The organism is Aeromonas sp. 95A (assembly GCF_051919235.1).
Classification (GTDB): Bacteria; Pseudomonadota; Gammaproteobacteria; order Enterobacterales; family Aeromonadaceae; genus Aeromonas; species Aeromonas veronii.
Map to the genome: position 1 here is coordinate 1,546,330 of NZ_JBQBFC010000001.1, position 20,453 is coordinate 1,566,782.

Genomic DNA, 20,453 nt, shown 5'->3' on the forward strand with positions numbered 1-20,453 from the left:
AAAGACTGGCTGACGGCGCGTTGGCCAACCTGCTCCCCTAATCTGACACCGCTAATGCCGTTACTGCCCAATCAAATAATCGATTGGAAATACCAAAACCAATCTAAAAATTCTTTTTCGTGTTTATTCCACCACGCCAGCGCGAGGGAAACAGGCCGTTCCGAGCGGGATGATCCGGCACGGGGTCAACACGTTGTTGAGTGTGGTCGTCCCCCCTTTCAGGGGAATGGGGCGCCGTTGCCCCATCCGTCCAGTGAGGAGTACCGGCAGATTTCCGGGGTGTTGCTGTGCCCATGATCACACAGTCACAACTCTCGTCCTCCTCTCACCGCGCCCCCGCTTTTTATCATCTAGAGTTAGCGGGCAGTCGAAAAGCTGCTGATTTATATACATTCGCCGCCAAGAGGGATCTTTTTTCATGACCGAGCATATCGATCTGCTACCTATCAACACGGATGATGAGCAGGACGCAGGCAACCGTTACCTCTACTACACCGAAGGGGATCTGGCCCGCATTCTTGCCAATCTGGAACAGCTGCGCCACGCGGTGTTTCCGGCCGCCATCGGAGAGAGTGAAACGGGCGCCGCCGTGCCGCACAACTTTCCGTCCGTCTGTCTGGTGGGGCTGGGACGCTGCGGCTCCAACATCGCCCAGGATGTGGCCTCGCTGGTCTACAACGCCCGCAGCTTTTATCTCAATGAGTTCAATAGTGAAGAGCAACGCAAGCGGGAGAAGGAGTTTGGCCCGGTAAGCTGGATCCGGCGCAACCTGCGGCTACCAAACAACGGGGCCCGGCCGGTCTTTCTGATCGAGCCCATGGTGATGCTGGGAGATCTGGACAAGGACATCGATGGCCGCATCCGCCACTCCAATCGCAGCGGCGAAGGTGGCTCCTTGCGTGATTACGCCAAGATGCGGGTGATGGACTTGTCGGAGATCCACGCGGGAGGCGCGGGTGATGGACTTGTCGGAGATCCACGCGGGAGGCGCGGGTAACGCCCCCATCCTTGGCCAGTATCTGGCCAAGATCATCCTCAACAAGAGTCCCCACTACTTCGCCAACTCCGAGTGGCAGGCCATTCATACCTATCTGGTCGACTCCTGCGGCATCAAGGCCAACCAGTCCCGCCTCTATTTCTATATCTTCAGTGCCGGGGGCGGCACCGGCTCCGGCATGGCCTCCGAGTTCGGGCTGGCCCAGCAGTACTCCTACATGAGCAAGACCTTTTCCCCCCCGTCAGAAGAGGAGGAGCACCTCTCCCTCGGGGAGCACTTTATGTTCGATCCCATCTTCACCAGCGGCATCTGCATCCTGCCCAATATCTGTGATCGGGGGATCGAGATCTCGGAAGCGCTGCACATCAACGCCGGGCGCCTGCTGTGCAAGTATCTGGCCGAGGAGTGGGACTTCTCCTATCACTTCGACAACGAGCAGGCGTGCGATGCCAGCATGCTCAAGCGGATCAGGCCCTGGAATGCCATGATGCTGATCTCCAACGACATCATGCGCTACGCCGAAGAGAGCGACGATGGCGAGATCCAGCATGTTGATGTCAACACCATGGAGAAGTACGCCAACCAGTACATCTCCCAGCAGATCTTCAACATTCTTACCGCTCAGGCCGTGACCACCGACTACGACGAGAACTACTTTCGCCGGGCGGGCATCGATATCAGCGAGACCATTCGGCTCGATGCCAACGACCTCTTTATGAGTCTGGCGGGGCCGGTGGCGGTGGCGTATGCCGAGTCCATCTCTCCCCCCGGCGGCCTGTTTGACAAGGAGGGCGGGCTCAATGTGGACGATCTCTTCACCCGTTCCATCGAGCTGCCCCACTTCAACAAGATGACCCAGGCCATCGAGGGGATCAGTCTGCTGCCCATCGAGGCGGGCAACTATCGGGAGTATCTGGACGACTATGTGAAAAGTGGCCATGACCCGGCCCATCTAAACGAGCTGCACTTCTTCAAGAACTGCTCCTCTGTGGTGTCGATCATCTCCCTGCCCAAGGAGTACAAGCTCTCCTATATGGATCTCAACCGGCTCAAGTCTCACCTCAACGGGCTCTTCCCCAATACCACCCTCAAGCGCTATGCGCTGGTCATCGGGGCGTCGGCCAACATCTCCCTCACCACCCTGATCGTCAAGAGCCCCTGCCTGAGCGATGACTTCCTGACCCTGATCGTGGCCTTTATCAAGCGCTGCTTTGCCAAGGATCACTATCGCTTCGATGAGCATCTGGACAAGGCGGTGATCGAGATGATCAGCAATGAGGAGTGGAACGACACACTGCTCGACAGCATGCTCAACGAGTTCGAGAACCCGGCCAAGATCCTCGATACCAACTGGTACGCCATCAAGCCCATGTATGAGAAGAAATATCGGGAGCTTATCCGCGAGAAGGAGAAGTTCGTCTCCATCAACGATATTCGCCTCAGTCGCGAATCAGTGAAAAAGGCGCTGCTCTATCTGCGGGAGATCTATCGCCACCGGGTCAGCAAGACCCGCATTCTCTCCCTCAACCCACGGCTGGGGGAAGCGAACGCTCGCTAGCACCCTGCCCATAAAGCAAAGCGCCCGCCCCACATGGGGCGGGCGCTTTTTTACTGGCGCAGCCTGGCTTTATCTCATCAGAGGGAGACAAAGATCCCGGCCAGGGTGGCGCTCATCAGGTTGGCGAGGGTCGCCGCCAGCACCGCCTTGAAGCCCATATTGGCCACATCGTGACGGCGCTCCGGCGCCATGGTGCCGATGGAGCCAAGCTGCACCGCTATGGAGCCCAGATTGGCAAAACCGCACAGCGCAAAGGTGATGATGATCTGGGTGTGGGCGCTCAGGCCCTCCTTGATGTTGGCAAAGTCCAGATAGGCGACGAACTCGTTCATGATCACCTTCTGACCAATCAGGGAGCCTGCCGCCATCATCTCGCTGGCGGGCACGCCAATCAGCCAGGCCACCGGGGCAAACAGATAGCCAAGCAGCTGCTGCAGGGAGAGATCGGCCCAGCCGAACCACTCGCCGACGGTGGTGAGACCGGCGTTGATCATGGTGATGACGCTGACAAAGGCGAGCAGGATGGTGCCGATGGCCACCGCGATCTTCATGCCGCCCATGGCGCCGCCCGCCAGTGCGTCGATGGCGTTGCTGTAGTCGCTCTTGTCGAGGGTGATCTCGGTCTGATCGCTCACCTGCTGCTGCTCCGGCACCAGCAGTTTGGCCATCAGCAGGCCACCGGGCGCAGCCATAAAGGAGGCGGCAATGAGGTATTTAAGATCCACACCCAGACCGGCGTAACCGCCCAGCACCGAGCCCGCCACCGAAGCCATGCCACAGGTCATCACCGCAAAGAGTTCAGAGCGGGTCATACCAGCGAGGAAGGGACGGATCAGCAGCGGCGACTCCCCTTGCGAGAGGAAGATATTGCCGGTAGCAACCAGCGACTCGGCGCGGCTGGTGCCTAGCAGGCGGTGAATGGCACCGCCCAGAACCCGGATCACCCACTGCATGATGCCGAAGTGGTAGAGCACGGCGATCAGCGCGCTGATAAAGATCACCAGCGGCAGCACCCGCACGGCGAAGATAAAGCCGTTGCTGGCGAGATCGCCAAACACGAAACGAATGCCGCTGTCGGCGAAGCCGAGCAGGGCGGAGACGCCATTGCTCATGGCACCGAGCATGATTTGTCCGGGGGGAAATAGAGCACCAGGGCAGCAAAACCGGTTTGCAGGGCGAGCGCACCCAGCACGGTTCGCCAACGGATGGCTCGGCGGTTTTCACTCGCCAGCCAGGCGATAAACATCAGGGCCAGCATACCGACCAGACTCAATAACAGTGTCATCTTGCACCTATGAAGAGAGGAGTTTCATATGGCAAGTCTGCAGACAGGCGTCGCGGGCGATCCGGCGGGAGAGGTGCCGACCCACGCGACACGCAGACCACAAACCTACAGGTTAGTGGCGGGTCCCATCCTGGGGTCATTCACGTTCCGGGTGACAGCATGTATCGGGTGACGCCAGCGCCGTCGCAGGGGGAGATGCGGCCGGGTGGCAGGTCGGGCGGCGATGGTACAGTGATCATCGTCACAGAAAAAGCGGTAAAACGATTGGCCGGAGTAACTTTTTCAACTTGTTCACAGAACGAAACAGGGCCAGCGTGAAGCTGGCCCTGTTTCAATCCGTACTTGAGCGTTCAGACGATTACTTGAGGCGCTTGCCGCTCGCATCCACCACCTGCTCGCCATCCTCCTTGGCGAAGGCCCCTTTTTGCTGATCGGGCAATATATCGAGCACCACTTCCGACGGACGGCACAGTTTGGTGCCAAGCGGCGTGACCACGATGGGCCGGTTGATGAGGATGGGGTGGGCCAGCATGGCATCGATCAGTTCATCATCACTGAAACGATCTTCCGCCAGACCGAGCGCCTCGTAGGGTGGCACGTTCTTGCGCAGCAGATCGCGTACCGGCATGGCCATGGCGGCGATCAGCGCCACCAGCTGGTCGCGTGAGGGGGGCGTCTCCAGATAGTGGATGACAGTGGGCTCCACGCCGCTGTTGCGGATCAGCTCCAGGGTGTTGCGGGAGGTACCACATTCCGGGTTGTGATAGATGGTGATTGCACTCATTTGCGTCTCTCTCATTAATCAAGTGAATAGAAAATGGATAGCATCAGTTAGTGGCCATCTGTTAACGGCCATCAGTTAACGGCTTAGCCCCGCTTCGTACCAGGGTTTGCTGGCGTTAACCACCCGCACCACCAGCAGCATGACCGGCACCTCGATCAGCACCCCGACCACGGTGGCGAGCGCCGCGCCGGAGTGAAAGCCGAACAGGCTGATGGCGGCGGCCACCGCCAGTTCGAAGAAGTTGGAGGCGCCAATCAGGGCTGAAGGACAGGCAACCGAGTGCTTTTCCCCCACCTTGCGGTTGAGCCAGTAGGCGAGCCCGGAGTTGAACAGCACCTGGATCAAGATGGGCACCGCCAACAGGGCGATAACCAGCGGCTGCTCAATGATGGCGTTGCCCTGAAAGGCGAACAGCAGCACCAGAGTGAGCAGCAAGGCCGCCACCGACCAGGGCTGGATGCGGGTCATGACGCCGTCAAAATGGGCCTCTCCCTTTTTCAGCAAAGCCTTGCGCAGCAGTTGGGCGATGATGACCGGGATGACGATATAGAGCACCACAGAGGTGAGCAGGGTATCCCACGGCACTATGATGCTGGAGACCCCGAGCAGCAGCGCCACCAGCGGCGCGAAGGCAAACACCATGATGAGGTCGTTCACCGCCACCTGCGACAGAGTGAAGTAGGGATCGCCGTTGGTAAGGCGACTCCAGACAAACACCATGGCGGTGCAGGGGGCCGCCGCCAGCAGGATCAGCCCCGCTACGTAACTGTCGAGCTGATCCGCCGGCAGCCAGTCGGCAAACAGCACGCGGATAAAGAGCCAGCCGAGGAAGGCCATGGAGAAGGGTTTGACCAGCCAGTTGATAAAGAGGGTGACCCCAATACCCTTCATGTGGCCCTTCACCTGATGCAGGGCGCCAAAATCGATCTTGAGCAGCATGGGGATGATCATCACCCAGATCAGCAGCCCCACCGGCAGGTTGACCTTGGCCACCTCCATGGCGCCGATCGCCTTGAAGAGATCCGGCACCCCCTGCCCGAGGCCAATCCCCACCAGAATGCAGAGGGCGACCCAGGCGGTCAGATAACGTTCAAAAAAGCCGATGGCAGGCACGGCCTTGGCATCACATGTTGCAGACATCACAGCTCCCGATGCGGCGCAATTTCGCATCTTCTATTGGTTCAAAACACGGGTTTATAACAAGTAACGGCATATTCAAGCCGCCCCGGCAGCAGGCCGGGGCGGCGACTCAATGGTGCTGGCAGAGACGGCGCAGGGCATCGGGCCCCACCGGCTCCTCGGCGAGCAGCGGCACCACGGCGAAACGGCTGGCGTGTTGCTGCTCGACCGCCTCGATATGGGACAACTGGCGCTCGGCCCGCAGTTGCAGCAGCGGCGAGCTGACCGCGGCTTGCTGCAAGCTGTGGTTGATAAGCCAGCCCCAGGGCTCGATGCCGGCCCGGCGCAAATCGGATTGCAGATTGGCCGCCTCCTGCACTGGCGTCGGCTCGGGTAGGGTCACAATCAACACCTTGGTCTGTTTGGGATCCTGCAACTGCATCATGGGGGTAGTGAAGTGCAGCCCCTTGTTTCCCATCTGGCGAGCGATCTCCCTGTGGTAGGCGCCGGTGGCGTCGAGCAGCAGCAGGGTGTGGCCGGTGGGGGCGGTATCCATCACCACGAAGCGCTTGCCCGCCTCGCGAATGATGCGCGAGAAGGCCTGAAACACAGCGATCTCCTCGGTACAGGGGGAGCGCAAGTCCTCCTCCAGCAGCGCCCGCCCCTGCTCGTCCAGGGCTACCCCCTTGGTAGCCAGCACCTGGGCGCGGTAACGCTCGGTCTCGGCGTGGGGGTCGATGCGGCTCACCTCCAGATGGGGCAAGCTACCTGCAAGCGTCTCGCTCAGGTGCGCGGCGGGATCCGAGGTGGTGAGGTGCACCGGCAAACCGCGGCTCGCCAGCTCCACCGCCACGGCGGCCGCAAGCGTGGTTTTGCCCACCCCGCCCTTGCCCATCAGCATGATGAGGCCGTGACCGTCGGCGGCCAGCTCGTCCACCAGCGAACTCAACTCGGGCTGGGCTTGCTTGACAGTGGACTGTACTGTCGAGAATTGAGCGGCTGTTCCCTCTGATTGCAGCAACAGCCGCAAACTGTCGAGCCCTACCAGATTGGTGGCCAGCAGCGGGATATGATCCTGCGCCAGCCCCTTTATCCCTTGCGGCATCTGGGCGAGAGCCTGTTGCTCGCGCTGCCAGAGCGCCATTGCCAGTGGATCTCCGGCAATAGCGCCTTCGGGGAAGAGGCCATTGATCACCAGTTGCTGATTCAACAAGCCGATGGCGGCCAGCTCCTCGTGGGTGCGAGCCACTTCCCGCAGAGTGGATTGCTGGGCGCGCGCCACCAGCACCAACCGGGTGCGAGCGGCATCTGCCAGCGCGGCGACCGCCTCGCCATACTGGCTGCGCTGTTTCTCCAACCCCGCCAGCGGGCCGAGGCAGGAGGCATCCCCCTTGCCCTGCTCCAGAAACTCGCTCCAGGCGCCCGGCAGTTGCAGCAGCCGGATGGTATGGCCGGTTGGGGCCGTATCAAAGACGATGTGGTCATACTCGGCCAGCAGCGTTTGGTCGGTCAGCAGGGCGGTGAATTCGTCAAAGGCGGCGATCTCGGTGGTGCAGGCGCCGGAGAGCTGCTCCTCGATGCTGCGCACCACGCTCTCGGGCAACTTGCCGCGCACCGGCCCGACAATCCGCTCCCGATAGGCTTTGGCCGCCGCGGGGGGATCTATCTCCAGCGCCGACAAACCGGGCACAGCGGCGATGGTAGTGACGCGATTGCCGATCTCGGTGGCAAACACCTGCCCCACGTTGGAGGCAGGGTCGGTGCTCACCAGCAACACCCGCTTGCCAATATCACACAGCGCCACCGCACTGGCGCAGGCCAGCGAGGTCTTGCCCACCCCGCCCTTGCCGGTGAAAAAGAGAAACGGCGGTGGATTGGTCAGAAAATGATACATAGCCTCTCCCGAACGGTGCGTCGCGACTCAGCAGCAACCGCTGCCGGAGCAGCAGCCGCTCTTGACGATCCCCTTGATTGCCGCTTGCGGCGCAGGCAGCCCGGCATAACGGGCCAGCTCGCTGCGGCTCGGATAACGGCCGGTCAACACCACCTGCCCCTCCACCAGCACCAGCGGCAACCCCTCCTCCCCGGCATGGGTCAGAAAAGCGCTGACGGCAGGTGTCTCGGCAAACTGCATCGGCTGCTGGGCCAGATTGAAACGTTCGATGGCAACTCCCTGCTCCTTGGCCCAGGCGAGGTCGGCTGCGAAGGTGACCAGAGCCTGATCAACCTCGGTACCGCAGACACCGCTGGAGCAGCAGAGGGCGGGATCAAAAATCTGAATGGAGGACATGGCATTACTCCTTGTTGCAGCAGGGCTGCGCAGGCAGAACATGGGGGGAGCAGGCTGACTCGGCACGCATCACGCCGCACGCCTCGGGATGACCGGCGCAGCACTCCTCGGTGAGGTAGGCGATCACATCCAGCATCAGGGGAATATTGGCGCGGTAGCGCAGAAAGCGCCCCTCCTGCTCCACCGACAGCAGACCGGTGTTGAGCATCGCCTTGAGGTGAAACGAGAGGGTATTGGGGGCAATATCGAGCTCGCTGGCCAGTTCACCGGCGACCCGCCCCTCCAGCCCGGCCTTCACCAGCAGCCGCCATACATCGAGCCGGATGCCGGATGCCAGCGATTCAAAGACCTTGGTGGCCATCTCTTTGTTCATCTTTACTCCCATTGGTGCGATCTTTCATTTCAACTATACAAGAATCATTGAAATGATCAAGATGCGTACTGAAACGAAGATCCGAAGTGCTGGCATCAAACCGGGCAGAAAGGGGGCGACGAGTGAACAACCGTTGCGGACGACCACACAGGGTTTATCGCAGATAAACAGACGCCCTCCAGAGGGAGGGCGTATCAGACAGTCAGCGCTGTCGGGGCAATCAGACGAACGCGTGCCTTATTTGGCAGCAGGTACCGCGTTAAAGGTGAGCAGGGCAGCCTTGTTGGCATCGCTCAGGGTCAACTGGTTGCCGTTGATGGAGTAAGTTGCCACCTTCTCCAGCTTTTGCAGGAACTCGGTCTCTTTGTTCATGGCGTCACCGATGCACATCATGCGAGTTGAGCCCATGGCGCCCAGCGTCAAGACACCGTCACCCTGCTTGGTGATGCCGCCAAAATAGCGGTTGCAGCCGCCCTTGCCCGCCACCTTGCCGTCGACCACTTGCAGGGTGAAGGTATCGCCGGTAGCGCCTTGCAGCTGCCAGCTGGATGCTTGCAGTTGAGCCATGCTGGAACCTGTTGCCATTGCGCAGCCTCCCAGTGCCAGCGCGGCCAGCAGAGTCAGTTTCTTGTTCATGGATTCACCTCTTAATGATTAGAGCCATCAATACGGCAGCCTGTTTAACATGGCTGGCGCCCATGCCAAAGGATTTTATTGTGATCACGCTTCACTTTACTACCAGCTGGCATGTGCCATGCTTAGGCTCAGTTCCGGACCCAGGGAGGGGAAACGAATGGTCAAATCACTCATCATCACACTGCTTGCAACCTGCGCCAGCATGGCCGTACAGGCCGCCGACTGGGCAGTGGTTCAGCCGCACTCCAACCCGTCTCTCTATGTCAAAAGTTACTCGGGTGTGCTGCTCAATGGCCATAGCCATCACAGCGACAGTTTTGATCTCTGGCTGGTCAATAGCGGCTATCAATATCCGGTGGTGGATGATGTGACCCTCTTTATGGAAGCGGGCCCGGCGGTGGCGGATCAGAATCGCACATCCGGTTTCAATATGAGTTCGGGGGTACGCTACCAGCTCTCTCCGGCATTCAATATCGGCAGCCAGATCAAGCATCTCGATCTCAACAAGGCCAGCACCCTGCTGGAGCTCAACTCCAGCCTGCTGCTGACACCCAGACTCTCTCTCACCGCCAACTACGGGGTCAGCGCCATCACTGCCGATCAGGCGCTGAGTCTGGGCGTCGGTTTCAACTTCTGAATCAGATCAGCGGCGTGGCGCTCACCACCACGCCGTTGCGATCCGCATAGATGTAATCCCCTTCGTGGATGGTCACACCGGCAAAGCTGACCACGGCCCCCAGCTCTCCCAATCCCCGCTTCTCGGTCTTGACCGGACAGGCCGCCAGCGCCTTGACCCCGAGCGCCAGTGTCGCCAGGGTGCCCACATCCCGCGCCGCGCCGTGGATCAGGATACCCTCCCACCCCTGCTCCACCGCCTTGACCGCCAGTTGATCGCCAAGCAGCGCACGGCGCAGCGAGCCGCCGCCGTCGATCACCATCACCTTGCCGTGACCGGGGCGGGTCACCAGATCCCGCACCAGACTGTTGTCTTCATAACAGGAGAGCGTTACGGCGCGACCATAGAAGATGGCCTTGCCGCCAAAATCCTGAAACACCGGGTCGGCCACTTGCAGCAAGTCGCCATGTTGATCGCAGAGGTCGGGCAGGAGATCCAGCATGATTTGATTCCTTTCAGATACATGAAGGTGTTCATTCTTTCATCAGGCAAGGTTTCTGGCAATCCAGAAGGATTCAATATTGCCCAGACAAGCTGCTGATCTATCCGTCAATAATGGCACCAGCCAGAGCTGGCCATCCTCCACCCAGTAGAGAGCATTCTGGCCAAAACGGGCAGCCAGCTGACGGGCTTGTGGCAGAGATAGCGCCACCGCCAGCGATGACTCCTGCCAGCGTTCGTCCGGGTCAGATCCCCAAAACGGCCCCACCACTGGCACCTGCAAATCCACGGTCAGATGGCGCCACAGCGCCCGTTCCCGCCGTATATTGCGTCGTTCTGTGACCCACTGGCTGGCCGGATTCCAGGCGGTGATGATGGAAAAGGCAGACCAGTCTGGTGACTCAAATGGCGCGATAAAGCAGATTTTCTTGTAGTTTTCCCACAAATTCATGTCAATCACATGTTACATTCCATTACATTTTGTAGGGGCGAAAACCCGGTTCAGGCCAAGTATGATGCAGCTGTACCAGGGTTTGACCTATATCAAATCAGAGTTAAAAAGTTGCTATCTGACGGCAAAGAGTGTTGTTATGCTCCTGTTAACTGATAAAATGCGGCCACTTTCGTAATGGACGACCTTTCCAGGCTCTGCTCGACCAGACTTGTCGGGAACCTATAAGTGGCACAGGGATACTTGCCGGTACTGATGCCTAATTCGCGATATTCCGACCTGACTCTCATACCCAGGATGACGTAATAAATTTTCAGGATCAGTCAGGAAATCGGTTTGAAACGCCAAAGAGTGTTAAATTTAAGATAATTAACTGATAAGAATCTGGGAATACTCATGCAAACACCACACATTCTGATCGTCGAAGACGAGCTGGTCACACGCAATACCCTGAAAAGCATTTTTGAAGCCGAAGGCTACATCGTGCTCGAAGCCAACAACGGCGACGAGATGCACCAGGCCCTCACTTCCCACACCATCAATCTGGTGATCATGGACATCAACCTGCCGGGCAAGAATGGCCTGCTGCTGGCCCGTGAGCTGCGTGAGAACGACAACATCGCCCTGATGTTCCTGACCGGTCGTGACAACGAAGTGGACAAGATCCTGGGTCTGGAGATCGGCGCCGATGATTACATCACCAAGCCGTTCAACCCCCGTGAGCTGACCATCCGTGCCCGCAACCTGCTGAGCCGCACCATGAACGTGGCTGCCGGTGGCGAAGAGAAGAAGCTGGTTGAGCGCTACCTGTTCAACGGCTGGGCGCTGGATATCAACAGCCGCGCACTGGTCAGCCCGACTGGCGACATGTTCAAGCTGCCGCGCTCCGAGTTCCGCGCCATGCTGCACTTCTGCGAAAACCCGGGCCAGATCCAGACCCGTGCCGAGCTGCTGAAGAAGATGACCGGCCGTGAGCTCAAGCCCCACGACCGTACCGTCGATGTGACCATCCGTCGCATTCGCAAGCATTTCGAAAGCGTCAACGATACTCCAGAGATCATCGCCACCATCCACGGCGAAGGCTACCGTTTCTGTGGTGAGCTGGAACAGGAATAAGCTCCCGCTACGCTGTTGATCTGAAAAGGCGCCTCGGGCGCCTTTTCTGTCTCTGCAATTTGCCTTAAAAGCTGAAAAACGGTTAGCGTGACGTCGAACGGCGCACAAGACAGATGAAAAACAAAAAGCCCACTCGCAGGAGTGGGCTTTTTGTTTTGAAGCTGGAGCAGGCAGCGGGAATCGAACCCGCATCATCAGCTTGGAAGGCTGAGGTAATAGCCATTATACGATGCCCGCCTGGCATCTGAAATTTGGAGCGGGTGATGGGAATCGAACCCACGTATGCAGCTTGGGAAGCTACCGTTCTACCATTGAACTACACCCGCGTCAGGGCTACTACTATATGCATTTTGCCGCCGAGCGCAATGGCGCCTTTGCCACTTTTTTCAATAAATCAATCTGTTCGGACAAGGATTGAACAGACGGTTGCTTTTTCAATCAAACATTTTCAACACAGATAATTTACAAGGTTGCCAAGGCCAAACGGCAAGGATAGTCTTGCGCCACTCGACGCGAGGATGGTGGTAATGGATAAAAAAACGCAAAAACGTCTCTATGGCTGGTTGCGCAAGCAATCGAGTCACGGTCGCCGCTGGATCACGATATCCATCGCTTTTGGCCTTGGCCAAGGCATTCTGATGGTGGCGCAAGCCTGGCTGCTAGCGACCCTGTTGCACGGCTTTATCATCGAAGGCTCAACGCCTGAGCAATCCATCACGCTCTTTATTACCCTGCTGTTGGTGACGCTTGGCAAAGCGGCGCTGGCCTACGGCCGGGAAGTGGCCAGTTTCAAGGCGGGCAGCGCGGTGCGCCAAACCATCCGCCAGCTGGTGCTCACGCGCTTGAGCCGTCTCGGCCCTGCCTATATCCAGCGCCGTCCGGCCGGTAGCTGGGCTAGTCTGTTGCTGGAACAGATTGAAAACATGCAGGATTTCTTCTCCCGCTATCTGCCGCAGATGGCCATCGCCGTCTTTATTCCGATGGTCATTCTGGTGGCTGTATTCCCGGTCAACTGGGCGGCAGGTCTGATCCTGCTCGGCACTGCGCCCCTCATCCCCATCTTTATGATCCTGGTGGGTGTGGGCGCCGCCGATGCCAACCGCCGCAATTTTCAGGCGCTGGCTCGTCTTTCCGGCCACTTCCTCGATCGCCTGAAGGGGCTGCGTACCCTGCAACTCTTTATGCGTACCCAGGCGGAAGGTGACGCCATTCGCGATGCCTCGGAAGATTTTCGTGAGCGCACCATGGAGGTGCTGCGCCTGGCGTTTTTGAGCACCGCCGTGCTGGAGTTCTTCGCAGCCATTTCAGTGGCGCTGGTTGCCGTCTACTTTGGCTTCTCTTATATCGACCATCTGAACTTTGGTAGCTATGGGGTAAAGGTCACCCTCTTTACCGGCCTGTTCGTGCTGTTTCTCGCCCCCGAGTTCTACGCCCCGCTGCGAGAATCGGCGCCCACTACCACGCCAAGGCGCAGGCTATCGGCGCTGCCGAACAGCTGCTTGAATTCCTCGAAGCCGAGGTGAGCGAGCCGGCCGCAGGCAATGCGCCATTCCATGCCGACAGCCCGGTCAAGGTAGAAGCCAAAGGACTTGAAGTGCTGAGCGCCGAGGGCAAGGTCCTGGTCGGCCCCATCGACTTCACCCTGGAAGCCGGTTCGCGCACCGCCCTCATCGGCGTCAGCGGCGCCGGCAAGAGCTCGCTGGTCAACGCCCTGCTCGGCTTTGCTCCCTATCGCGGTGAGCTCAAGGTCAACGGGCAGGAGCTTGCCACCCTCGACATGAGCCAGTGGCGCCTGCAGTTAGGCTGGCTCTCGCAAAACCCGCAGCTGTTCCACGCCTCATTGCGCGACAACCTGCTGCTGGCCAAACCAACGGCCAGCGATGCCGAGCTGGAAGATGCCCTGAAACGGGCGCAGGCGTGGGAATTTGCCATGGAGAAGGGGCTCGACTATCCGGTCGGCGATCAGGCCGGCGGCCTCTCGGTCGGTCAGGCCCAGCGTCTCGCCCTGGCGCGCACCCTGCTCAAATCGACCCAGCTGATGGTGCTCGATGAGCCGACCGCCAGTCTGGATCGCCACTCCGAACGCGCCATCATGACCACCCTCGAGCAGGCGATGGCTGGCCAGACCCTGCTGATGATCACCCACCGCCTCGACCAGCTTACCAAGATGGACAAGATAATGGTGCTGGCCCGCGGCCAGCTGGTGGAGCAAGGCAGCTTCCAGCAACTTAGTTCTGGGCAGGGACCTTTTGCCCGCCAGCTCTCCCAACGTTCCGGAGGTTCTCTCGATGAGTGATCTGTTGCCGTTTCTGCGCCTCTATCGCCAACACTGGCTCAGCCTCACCATTGGTTTGCTGCTGGCGCTGGTGACCCTGGCCGCCGGCATGGGGCTGCTCTCCCTCTCCGGCTGGTTCCTCTCCGCCGCCGCCGTGGCGGGAATGACAGTTGCGACGACCCATGCCTTTAACTACATGACCCCCGCGGGCGGGGTGCGCTTCTTCTCCATCGTCCGCACAGCCGGTCGCTGGGGTGAGCGGGTAGTGAGCCACGACGCCACCTTCAGGGTACTGACCCGACTGCGGGTCTGGTTCTGGCAGAAACTCTCGCCGCTCTCCACCGGTACCCTGACCGGTTTCCGTCAGGCGGATCTGCTCAACCGGCTGGTGGCCGACATCGATGCGATGGACCACGTCTATCTGCGGCTGATCACCCCCATAGGCGCGGCCCTGCTCAGCACCGCCGGACTGGTCTTCTTCCTGTCGTTTTTCGACAGTCGCCTCGCCCTTACCCTGGGAGCCATTCTGCTATTTGGCATGATCGCCCTGCCGCTGGTGTTCTATTTTCTCGGCCGTCGCCCCGGTCAGGCGCTGATTGCGGAAAAATCGACCCTGCGCACCCGGATGGTGGACTATCTGGATGGTCAGGCCGAGCTGCAGATGTTTGCTGCCGCCCCCAAGGCGCTGGTTGAGCTGCAACAAGCCGAACAGGCGCTGCTCGTCGCGCAGGCCCGGATGGCCAAGGTAAGCGGGCTGGCCAACTTCTCGGTGCAACTGCTGAGCGGCTGGACCCTGACTCTGATGCTCTGGCTGGCCGGTCATGGGGTAGCGGGCGCTGCGCCCGACCCCATTACCGCATTGATGGTCTTTGCCACCCTGGCAAGCTTCGAGGCACTGATGCCGCTGGCGGGGGCTTTCCAGCACCTCTCCACCAGCCTCACCTCGGCACGCCGCCTGAACGAGATCCTGCAAGATGCCAAAGCCCCCGTGTGGGGCGACGAACAGACCCATGCCACCGTTGGTGCGCTACAGATCAATGACCTCTATTTTGGCTACCCCGGCAACCCCCAGCCGGTGCTGCGTGGCTGCACCCTGCAACTGCACGCCGGTGAGAAGCTGGCGCTGCTGGGCCAGACCGGCTGTGGCAAATCGACCCTGATGGGGCTGCTGACCCGGGAGTGGAGCCCGCAGGCAGGCAAGATCCTGCTGGGTGGCAAGCCGCTCACCGACTACAGCGAAGGGGCGCTGCGCGCCTCCATCTCGGTGGTGAGCCAGCGGGTGCATCTGTTTGCCGATACCTTGCGGGGCAACCTCAAACTGGCCGCCCCGACCGCCACTGACGAGCAGCTGATTGCGGTACTGACCCAGGTCGGACTGGCCAATCTGCTGGAAGATGAGGCGGGCCTCGATGCCTGGCTCGGTGACGGCGGACGCCCCCTCTCCGGTGGTGAGCGTCGCCGTATCGGTATCGCCCGCGCCCTGCTGCACGATGCGCCGCTCTGGCTGCTGGACGAACCGACCGAAGGGCTCGACAGTCAGACCGAGCGGGAGATCATGGATCTGCTGTTCCGGCTCGGGGCTGATCGCACCTTGTTGCTTATCTCCCACCGCCTGCTGGGGATGGAGCAGATGGACCGGATTGCCCTGATGGAAGAGGGACAGATCCGCCTCTGCGCCCCTCACAACGAGCTGCTGGGGGATGATTACTACCGCAGCCTCTATCAGCGGCTGGCTCCTGTTTGATATCAGGCTGATGGGGGTCACACCCCGACAACCGGGCGCAAAACGGGGCTGGTCGCCGCAGGCGGCTGGCCCCTATAATGTCCCCCTCATTATTCAACAAGATGCCGACATGGAGCGCCTGCGCATTTCTACTGTCCTCATCACCGACACAAGATACGAGACGATGAAACGCCTGATCCTGATGATGCCCCTGATTGCCTCCGGCTGTGCCAACTACGCCTTCAACAGCAATCTGGATAAAGAGAACTTCGACGAATACTTCAAACCCGGTAGCGTGCGCATCTATGAACAGGATGAGCTGGCTGACCTCAACTACCTCTACCTCGGCACCATCGAGGGTGAATCCTGCCAGGCCGATGCCAACCAGCCGGTGCCCAACGCCGGTGAAGCGCGCACCCTGGCCCGCCGCCGTGCCGCCGACATGGGTGGCAACGGCGTCACCATCGACAAGTGCGCCGAATTCAGCGACACCCCGGGCTGCCTGAGACAAGTGATCTGCTACGGGCAGGCGCTGAAAGTGGCCGAAGAGAAGTAACCCACTGTCATGGCCCTCGCTATCGTTCGCCTTGGCAGCCCGCGCCTGCCCGATGAGGGGCTGAGGATCGGCACTGTGCGCCGCCCACCCCGCGGCGTCCCCAAGAGCGAATTTGCCAGCCAGCATTGGTACGATGTCTGGTTCCCCAATCTGGCCCCCAGCAGCGAGACCATGAAGCTGGGGCAGGCAGCCGAGACACCCGCCCAATGGGCGGCGTTTGGCAAACAGTACAAGGCCGAGATGGCGCAACCTGCCGCCAGGCACGATCTGGCGCTGCTGGCCGCCCTCTCCCACACCACCAATCTGTCGGTGGGTTGCTACTGCGAGCAGGAGTCCCGCTGCCATCGCACCATTTTGAAAGAGCTGCTGGTAGCCGCGGGGGCCACCATCCGCTAACTAGGTGATCGACAGCGATGGGACGGGGAATCGCGTCAGCCTCTATTCGGCAACCATCAGGCATGGATAGACAGAGAGGGCATCCCGCGGGATGCCCTCTCTCGTTATGTTCGCGCTATTGCAGCAATTTTCCGCAGCAGCGGCTCGATGCACCCCCTCCTAATGCAGACTGGGCTCCAGCAACTGTTGCCGCAGCGAAGTCTCCTCTGCCTGAGTTATGGCATGTTCCGCCACCCCGGCGGCAGGCTCGATGGCCAGCCAATTGGCAAGGTCGGCGGCGGTCTCCTCCAGCGGCCGGAAGTTCAACCCGTGGACGATGGCCGCCTCGGCGCTTATAGAGCCATAACCGGCAAACTCCGCCTGCGCGCAGGGCAGCAGGGTGGGATAGCTCTGCCAGGGCTCGATACCGGCCGCCATCAGGGTCGGCCAAGGCAGCCACTCTGGCTGGATGGGGCGGGCGGGCTGCAACCGGGCGCTCAACCGCTCCAGCCAGTCGCAGAGGGGAATGCCGGGTTTGAGCAGGTTGAAGATGCCCGACAACTGCTGCTCGGCCGCGCGCAACACAAACTCGGCGCAGTCGCGCACATCGAGATACTGCAAGCGATCCTCGCCACTGCCCGGCAACAACCAGGGCCCGCCCTGCTGCACCCGCTTAATCCACCAGGCCATGCGACCGGTGGGATCATGGGGGCCACACAGCACGCCCGGGCGCAGGATGCAAAGCCGCTCGCCCCAGCGAGCGCGATACTCGGCCTCGCACAACACCTTGAGCGGGCCATAGTCAGTGGGCATTTCCCCTTCGGGGATAGCATGCAGCGGCGCCGACTCATCCATTCCGGGCAGTGAGAAATCGCGATAGACGCTGATGGTGGAGATAAAGATGAGCCGCGCGCAGCGCCCGAGCAAAGCTGCCGAGAGGCTCGCCGCCTGCTCGGGGCGATAGCAGCAGGTGTCGATGACGAGATCCCACTGCAACCCTGCCCCTTGCAGGGGGCTCAGGCTCTTGTCCCTGTCGCCGGTGAGCTGCACCAGATCGCGCCAGTCCGGATGCTGGTGCAGACCGCGGTTGAACAGGGTCACTTCATGGCCCCAATCCAGTGCCAGCGCGGTGAGGTGGCGCCCCAAAAAGCCGGTGCCACCGATAATCAGCAGTTTCATCCCTCTCCCTCCCTTCGGCGCATGTGCGCACATTTCATCCTGACACGCCAGTTGCCTCCACCCTACGCAACTTGGCGCGCGGGCACAGCCCCCGACTGGCCGGGATGGGACAGGGATCACGGCAGCGCCGCAGAAATTGGCGTAGCGAGGCCGAGCCTGCGTTTTGGGGCCGCCTGTGCTAAATTGCCGAGGTTTTCAGTCAGGATCCGCCATGAAGTTCGAAATCGACACCCTCGGGATCATCCGCTCTCCCTACAAGGAGAAGTTCGCCATCCCCCGCCAGCCCGGTCTGGTCAAATCGGCCCGCGCCCGCCTCGAGCTGCTCCCCCCTTACGATCAGCCAGATGTGCTGCGCGGCATCGAGCAGTTCTCCCATCTGTGGCTCAGCTTCGTCTTTCACCAGACCATGGCGCAGGGCTGGCACCCGACGGTGCGCCCGCCACGACTTGGCGGCAACGAACGGGTCGGCGTCTTTGCCACTCGCTCCACCTTCCGCCCCAATCCGCTTGGGCTCTCGGTGGTCGAGCTGCACGGGGTCGGTCGCGAGCGTGGCAAGCTGTGGCTGGAGCTGGGAGCGGTGGATCTGCTCGATGGCACCCCCATCGTCGATATCAAGCCCTACATTCCCTATGCCGACAGCCTGCCGGATGCCCGTGGCGGCTTTGCCCCCGACGCCCCCACCCCGCCGCTGGCGGTGAGCTTCAGTGCCGAGGCCGAGCAGCAGTTGCAACCCTGGCTCAAGGCCCATCCCGAGCTGCGCCAGCTGGTAAGCGAAGTGCTGGCGCAAGATCCGCGCCCCGCCTACAAGAAAGGCAAGCCCGATGAGAAGGAGTACGGGGTGCGGCTGTTTGACTGCAACGTCCGTTTTCGCATCAGCGAGCCGGATTGCATGGTGCTGGCCATCGAGCCCGCCTGAACCTGGGCGGGCCGACATCACTGATGCTATTTCACGCCTTCTTCACGTCACAAGGGGCTTAATGAGCCTGTAAATTGTGTGGCATTGATCAGACTATCCACCCGGTTGCCAGTGATACCATGCACACAACAGAGGGCATCTCCTCTCTGACTGATGCCAGCAGCAGGCTATCGTTCTATGGCAAACATGGTAGCCAGCCTGTTGCCGCCAAAGGAGCAGGCCTCGTCCCGACACGTTTGAGTGCGGGGATGCCACACGGATGTGACAGCACTTCGAAGGAATAAACTTATGCTGATGAACTGTGAACAACGTTATGGCACCCTGAATATCGGGCTGCACTGGCTGACCCTGTGGGCCATGATCGCCGTCTACGCCCTGATCGAGTTTCGCGATATTTTCCCCAAAGGGGACCCTGGCCGGGATCTGATGAAGGAGTGGCACTTTATGCTGGGGCTGCTTATCTTCGCCCTGGTCTTTGTCAGACTGGCCCTGCGCTGGATGAGCCCGACGCCCCGTATCGTGCCCGAGCTCTCCCCGCTCATGCACAAGCTGGCAAAACTGGCCCACCTCGCCCTCTACGGTTTTCTGATTCTCACCCCGCTGTTTGGCTGGCTGCTGCTGAGCGCCGCGGGCAAGCCCATCCCCTTCTTCGGACTTGAGCTGCCATCCCTGCTCTCCCCCAGTCCGGATCTCAAAGGGCTGATCAAGGAGGTGCACGAGACGCTGGGTAATATCGGTTACGCCCTGATCGGCCTGCACACGGTGGCGGCCCTCTATCACCACCATATTCTCAAAGACAACACCCTCACCAATATGCTGCCACCGCGCCGCAGCTAACGGGTAACAAAGAAATGCTGAGGGGGCCATTGTGGCCCCCTCTCTGTTTTCCTGAACAACCGTCATCTGCACCGCTGGCAAACGGCATCACGCCTGCTTGGCCAGCTCCTCGGTCGGCTTGCCTTTCGGCTCGTGCGGCAGCTTTTTCACATTGCTCTTGCTCTCCGGCTGTTTGCTCCCGGACGCACTGTGTTCAGACAAGGCTTGCAACACGGGATCGGTCTTGCCGGCCACGGTGGGCTGGGACTGGCCAACAAAGTTGCCGCCTTTGCAGATGGAGAGACTGCCCCCCTTGAAGATCCCCTGCATCTTGCCGCTCTCCAGGATCTCCACCTCGGCGGAGGTACAGGTGCCTTCCAGCAGACCATTGATGATCACGTGGGGCGCACTCACCTCCCCCTCAACGCTACCGCCCTGCATGATGCGCAGCACACCACCGATGAGCTGGATGGTGCCATTGACCTGACCGCGCACCTCCAGATCCCCCTCCACCTGCAACTCGCCCTTGAAGCGGGCACCGGCTGCAATCACAGTGGCGCCGGCCGACCCAGTAACCGCACCACCTTTGTTTCTTCCAAACATCCGTACTCTCTCCACCAACCACACAAGCAGAACCAGCGGCATCGGCGCCACTGGCCACAGAAAACAGGGCGACCCCAGCACGTAGAGCAGCAAGGCTGCCCCCCAGCAGAGCCAGACAATATAGAGGAGGTCGCTGCGCTCACGCTGTTGCAGTCGCGCCAGCAGCCTCCCGGCCATCTCTCTCATCACATCAAACCTTTCGCAGCATGGCTGCCGACCAGCATGCCATCGACAACCCGGACCATGGTTAAACGACCAGTTGGCGCGAACTCTGAAGTCCCGCT

General features: G+C 60.4%; 19 protein-coding genes, 2 tRNA genes and 2 pseudogenes. 10 read left to right on the plus strand and 13 right to left on the minus strand.

The features are described from left to right. The first annotated feature begins 418 nt into the window (after positions 1-418). Together ACTG2U_RS06725 and ACTG2U_RS06730 are read left to right on the plus strand one after the other, a co-directional pair. Positions 419-997 carry a hypothetical protein gene (locus ACTG2U_RS06725; protein WP_439974263.1) on the plus strand — a complete coding sequence of 193 codons (579 nt, stop codon included), beginning with the start codon at positions 419-421 and terminating at the stop codon, positions 995-997. Then, positions 957-2,555, plus strand: coding sequence for a hypothetical protein (locus tag ACTG2U_RS06730; RefSeq protein ID WP_439974264.1), 1,599 nt, complete (start codon positions 957-959; stop codon positions 2,553-2,555). Before ACTG2U_RS06725 ends, ACTG2U_RS06730 begins: the two co-directional genes overlap by 41 nt. A 77-nt stretch (positions 2,556-2,632) precedes the next feature. Here ACTG2U_RS06730 and ACTG2U_RS06735 read toward each other — a convergent pair. From ACTG2U_RS06735 to ACTG2U_RS06765, 7 genes and pseudogenes are all read right to left on the minus strand, one after another. Further along, positions 2,633-3,840: pseudogene (locus ACTG2U_RS06735) on the minus strand (NupC/NupG family nucleoside CNT transporter). Positions 3,841-4,198: 358 nt separating this feature from the next. Continuing rightward, positions 4,199-4,624, minus strand: coding sequence for a glutaredoxin-dependent arsenate reductase (gene arsC / locus ACTG2U_RS06740; RefSeq protein WP_005338171.1), 426 nt, complete (start codon positions 4,622-4,624; stop codon positions 4,199-4,201). Between the two features lie 75 nt (positions 4,625-4,699). After that, positions 4,700-5,764: an ACR3 family arsenite efflux transporter gene (gene arsB / locus ACTG2U_RS06745; protein ID WP_439974265.1), complete on the minus strand. Its 1,065-nt coding sequence runs from the start codon at positions 5,762-5,764 to the stop codon at positions 4,700-4,702. A gap of 109 nt (positions 5,765-5,873) precedes the next feature. Continuing rightward, entirely contained in the window at positions 5,874-7,637 is a 1,764-nt protein-coding gene (gene arsA, locus ACTG2U_RS06750) for an arsenical pump-driving ATPase (RefSeq protein ID WP_439974266.1), read from the minus strand. A 27-nt stretch (positions 7,638-7,664) separates the two neighbouring features. Continuing rightward, positions 7,665-8,033 (minus strand): arsenite efflux transporter metallochaperone ArsD, encoded by a 369-nt coding sequence (arsD, locus tag ACTG2U_RS06755; RefSeq protein ID WP_043818753.1) that lies wholly within the window; start codon positions 8,031-8,033, stop codon positions 7,665-7,667. 4 nt (positions 8,034-8,037) lie between these two features. Continuing rightward, positions 8,038-8,406: an ArsR/SmtB family transcription factor gene (locus ACTG2U_RS06760; protein WP_005338181.1), complete on the minus strand. Its 369-nt coding sequence runs from the start codon at positions 8,404-8,406 to the stop codon at positions 8,038-8,040. Positions 8,407-8,643: 237 nt separating this feature from the next. Then, complete coding sequence (locus ACTG2U_RS06765; RefSeq protein ID WP_005359119.1) at positions 8,644-9,042, minus strand: META domain-containing protein; 399 nt, start codon at positions 9,040-9,042, stop codon at positions 8,644-8,646. Between the two features lie 157 nt (positions 9,043-9,199). Between ACTG2U_RS06765 and ACTG2U_RS06770 the strand changes: the two genes are divergently transcribed. Continuing rightward, a complete protein-coding gene (locus tag ACTG2U_RS06770) occupies positions 9,200-9,679 on the plus strand; it encodes a hypothetical protein (protein ID WP_439974267.1) in 480 nt (159 codons plus the stop codon). A 1-nt stretch (position 9,680) separates the two neighbouring features. Here the strand turns inward: ACTG2U_RS06770 and ACTG2U_RS06775 are convergent, their stop codons facing one another. Together ACTG2U_RS06775 and ACTG2U_RS06780 are read right to left on the minus strand one after the other, a co-directional pair. After that, positions 9,681-10,160, minus strand: coding sequence for a putative 4-hydroxy-4-methyl-2-oxoglutarate aldolase (locus ACTG2U_RS06775; protein ID WP_439974268.1), 480 nt, complete (start codon positions 10,158-10,160; stop codon positions 9,681-9,683). 42 nt (positions 10,161-10,202) lie between these two features. Then, positions 10,203-10,610 carry a DUF3293 domain-containing protein gene (locus ACTG2U_RS06780; protein WP_429077317.1) on the minus strand — a complete coding sequence of 136 codons (408 nt, stop codon included), beginning with the start codon at positions 10,608-10,610 and terminating at the stop codon, positions 10,203-10,205. A 396-nt stretch (positions 10,611-11,006) separates the two neighbouring features. Here ACTG2U_RS06780 and arcA point away from each other — a divergent pair, with 396 nt between their 5' ends. Continuing rightward, positions 11,007-11,726, plus strand: coding sequence for a two-component system response regulator ArcA (arcA, locus tag ACTG2U_RS06785; protein ID WP_005338193.1), 720 nt, complete (start codon positions 11,007-11,009; stop codon positions 11,724-11,726). 162 nt (positions 11,727-11,888) lie between these two features. Here arcA and ACTG2U_RS06790 read toward each other — a convergent pair. Then, positions 11,889-11,963: transfer RNA gene (locus ACTG2U_RS06790), tRNA-Gly, on the minus strand. Positions 11,964-11,978: 15 nt separating this feature from the next. Next, positions 11,979-12,052 (minus strand) — tRNA-Gly (locus ACTG2U_RS06795). 201 nt (positions 12,053-12,253) lie between these two features. Between ACTG2U_RS06795 and cydD the strand changes: the two are divergent. The 4 genes and pseudogenes from cydD (at position 12,254) to ACTG2U_RS06815 (ending at position 16,676) form a co-directional block, all read left to right on the plus strand. After that, positions 12,254-14,022: pseudogene (cydD, locus tag ACTG2U_RS06800) on the plus strand (heme ABC transporter permease/ATP-binding protein CydD). Beyond that, on the plus strand, positions 14,015-15,745 hold the full coding sequence (cydC, locus tag ACTG2U_RS06805) for a heme ABC transporter ATP-binding protein/permease CydC (RefSeq protein ID WP_429077320.1): 1,731 nt from the start codon (positions 14,015-14,017) through the stop codon (positions 15,743-15,745). Before cydD ends, cydC begins: the two are co-directional and overlap by 8 nt. A gap of 163 nt (positions 15,746-15,908) precedes the next feature. Continuing rightward, the gene (gene rcsF / locus ACTG2U_RS06810; protein ID WP_041235016.1) at positions 15,909-16,280 is read left to right on the plus strand and encodes an Rcs stress response system protein RcsF; all 372 of its coding nucleotides are present in this window, start codon (positions 15,909-15,911) and stop codon (positions 16,278-16,280) included. 9 nt (positions 16,281-16,289) lie between these two features. Continuing rightward, the gene (locus ACTG2U_RS06815; RefSeq protein WP_374809144.1) at positions 16,290-16,676 is read left to right on the plus strand and encodes a DUF488 domain-containing protein; all 387 of its coding nucleotides are present in this window, start codon (positions 16,290-16,292) and stop codon (positions 16,674-16,676) included. Between the two features lie 159 nt (positions 16,677-16,835). On the opposite strand, the gene ACTG2U_RS06820 is transcribed toward ACTG2U_RS06815, so the two are convergent. Continuing rightward, positions 16,836-17,834, minus strand: coding sequence for an NAD-dependent epimerase/dehydratase family protein (locus ACTG2U_RS06820; RefSeq protein ID WP_439974269.1), 999 nt, complete (start codon positions 17,832-17,834; stop codon positions 16,836-16,838). A 211-nt stretch (positions 17,835-18,045) separates the two neighbouring features. Between ACTG2U_RS06820 and tsaA the strand changes: the two genes are divergently transcribed. Together tsaA and ACTG2U_RS06830 are read left to right on the plus strand one after the other, a co-directional pair. Beyond that, positions 18,046-18,750, plus strand: coding sequence for a tRNA (N6-threonylcarbamoyladenosine(37)-N6)-methyltransferase TrmO (gene tsaA / locus ACTG2U_RS06825; RefSeq protein ID WP_182970662.1), 705 nt, complete (start codon positions 18,046-18,048; stop codon positions 18,748-18,750). Between the two features lie 288 nt (positions 18,751-19,038). Continuing rightward, positions 19,039-19,587, plus strand: coding sequence for a cytochrome b (locus ACTG2U_RS06830; RefSeq protein ID WP_439974270.1), 549 nt, complete (start codon positions 19,039-19,041; stop codon positions 19,585-19,587). A gap of 87 nt (positions 19,588-19,674) precedes the next feature. On the opposite strand, the gene ACTG2U_RS06835 is transcribed toward ACTG2U_RS06830, so the two are convergent. Continuing rightward, complete coding sequence (locus ACTG2U_RS06835; protein WP_439974271.1) at positions 19,675-20,355, minus strand: bactofilin family protein; 681 nt, start codon at positions 20,353-20,355, stop codon at positions 19,675-19,677. Positions 20,356-20,453 lie beyond the last annotated feature (98 nt).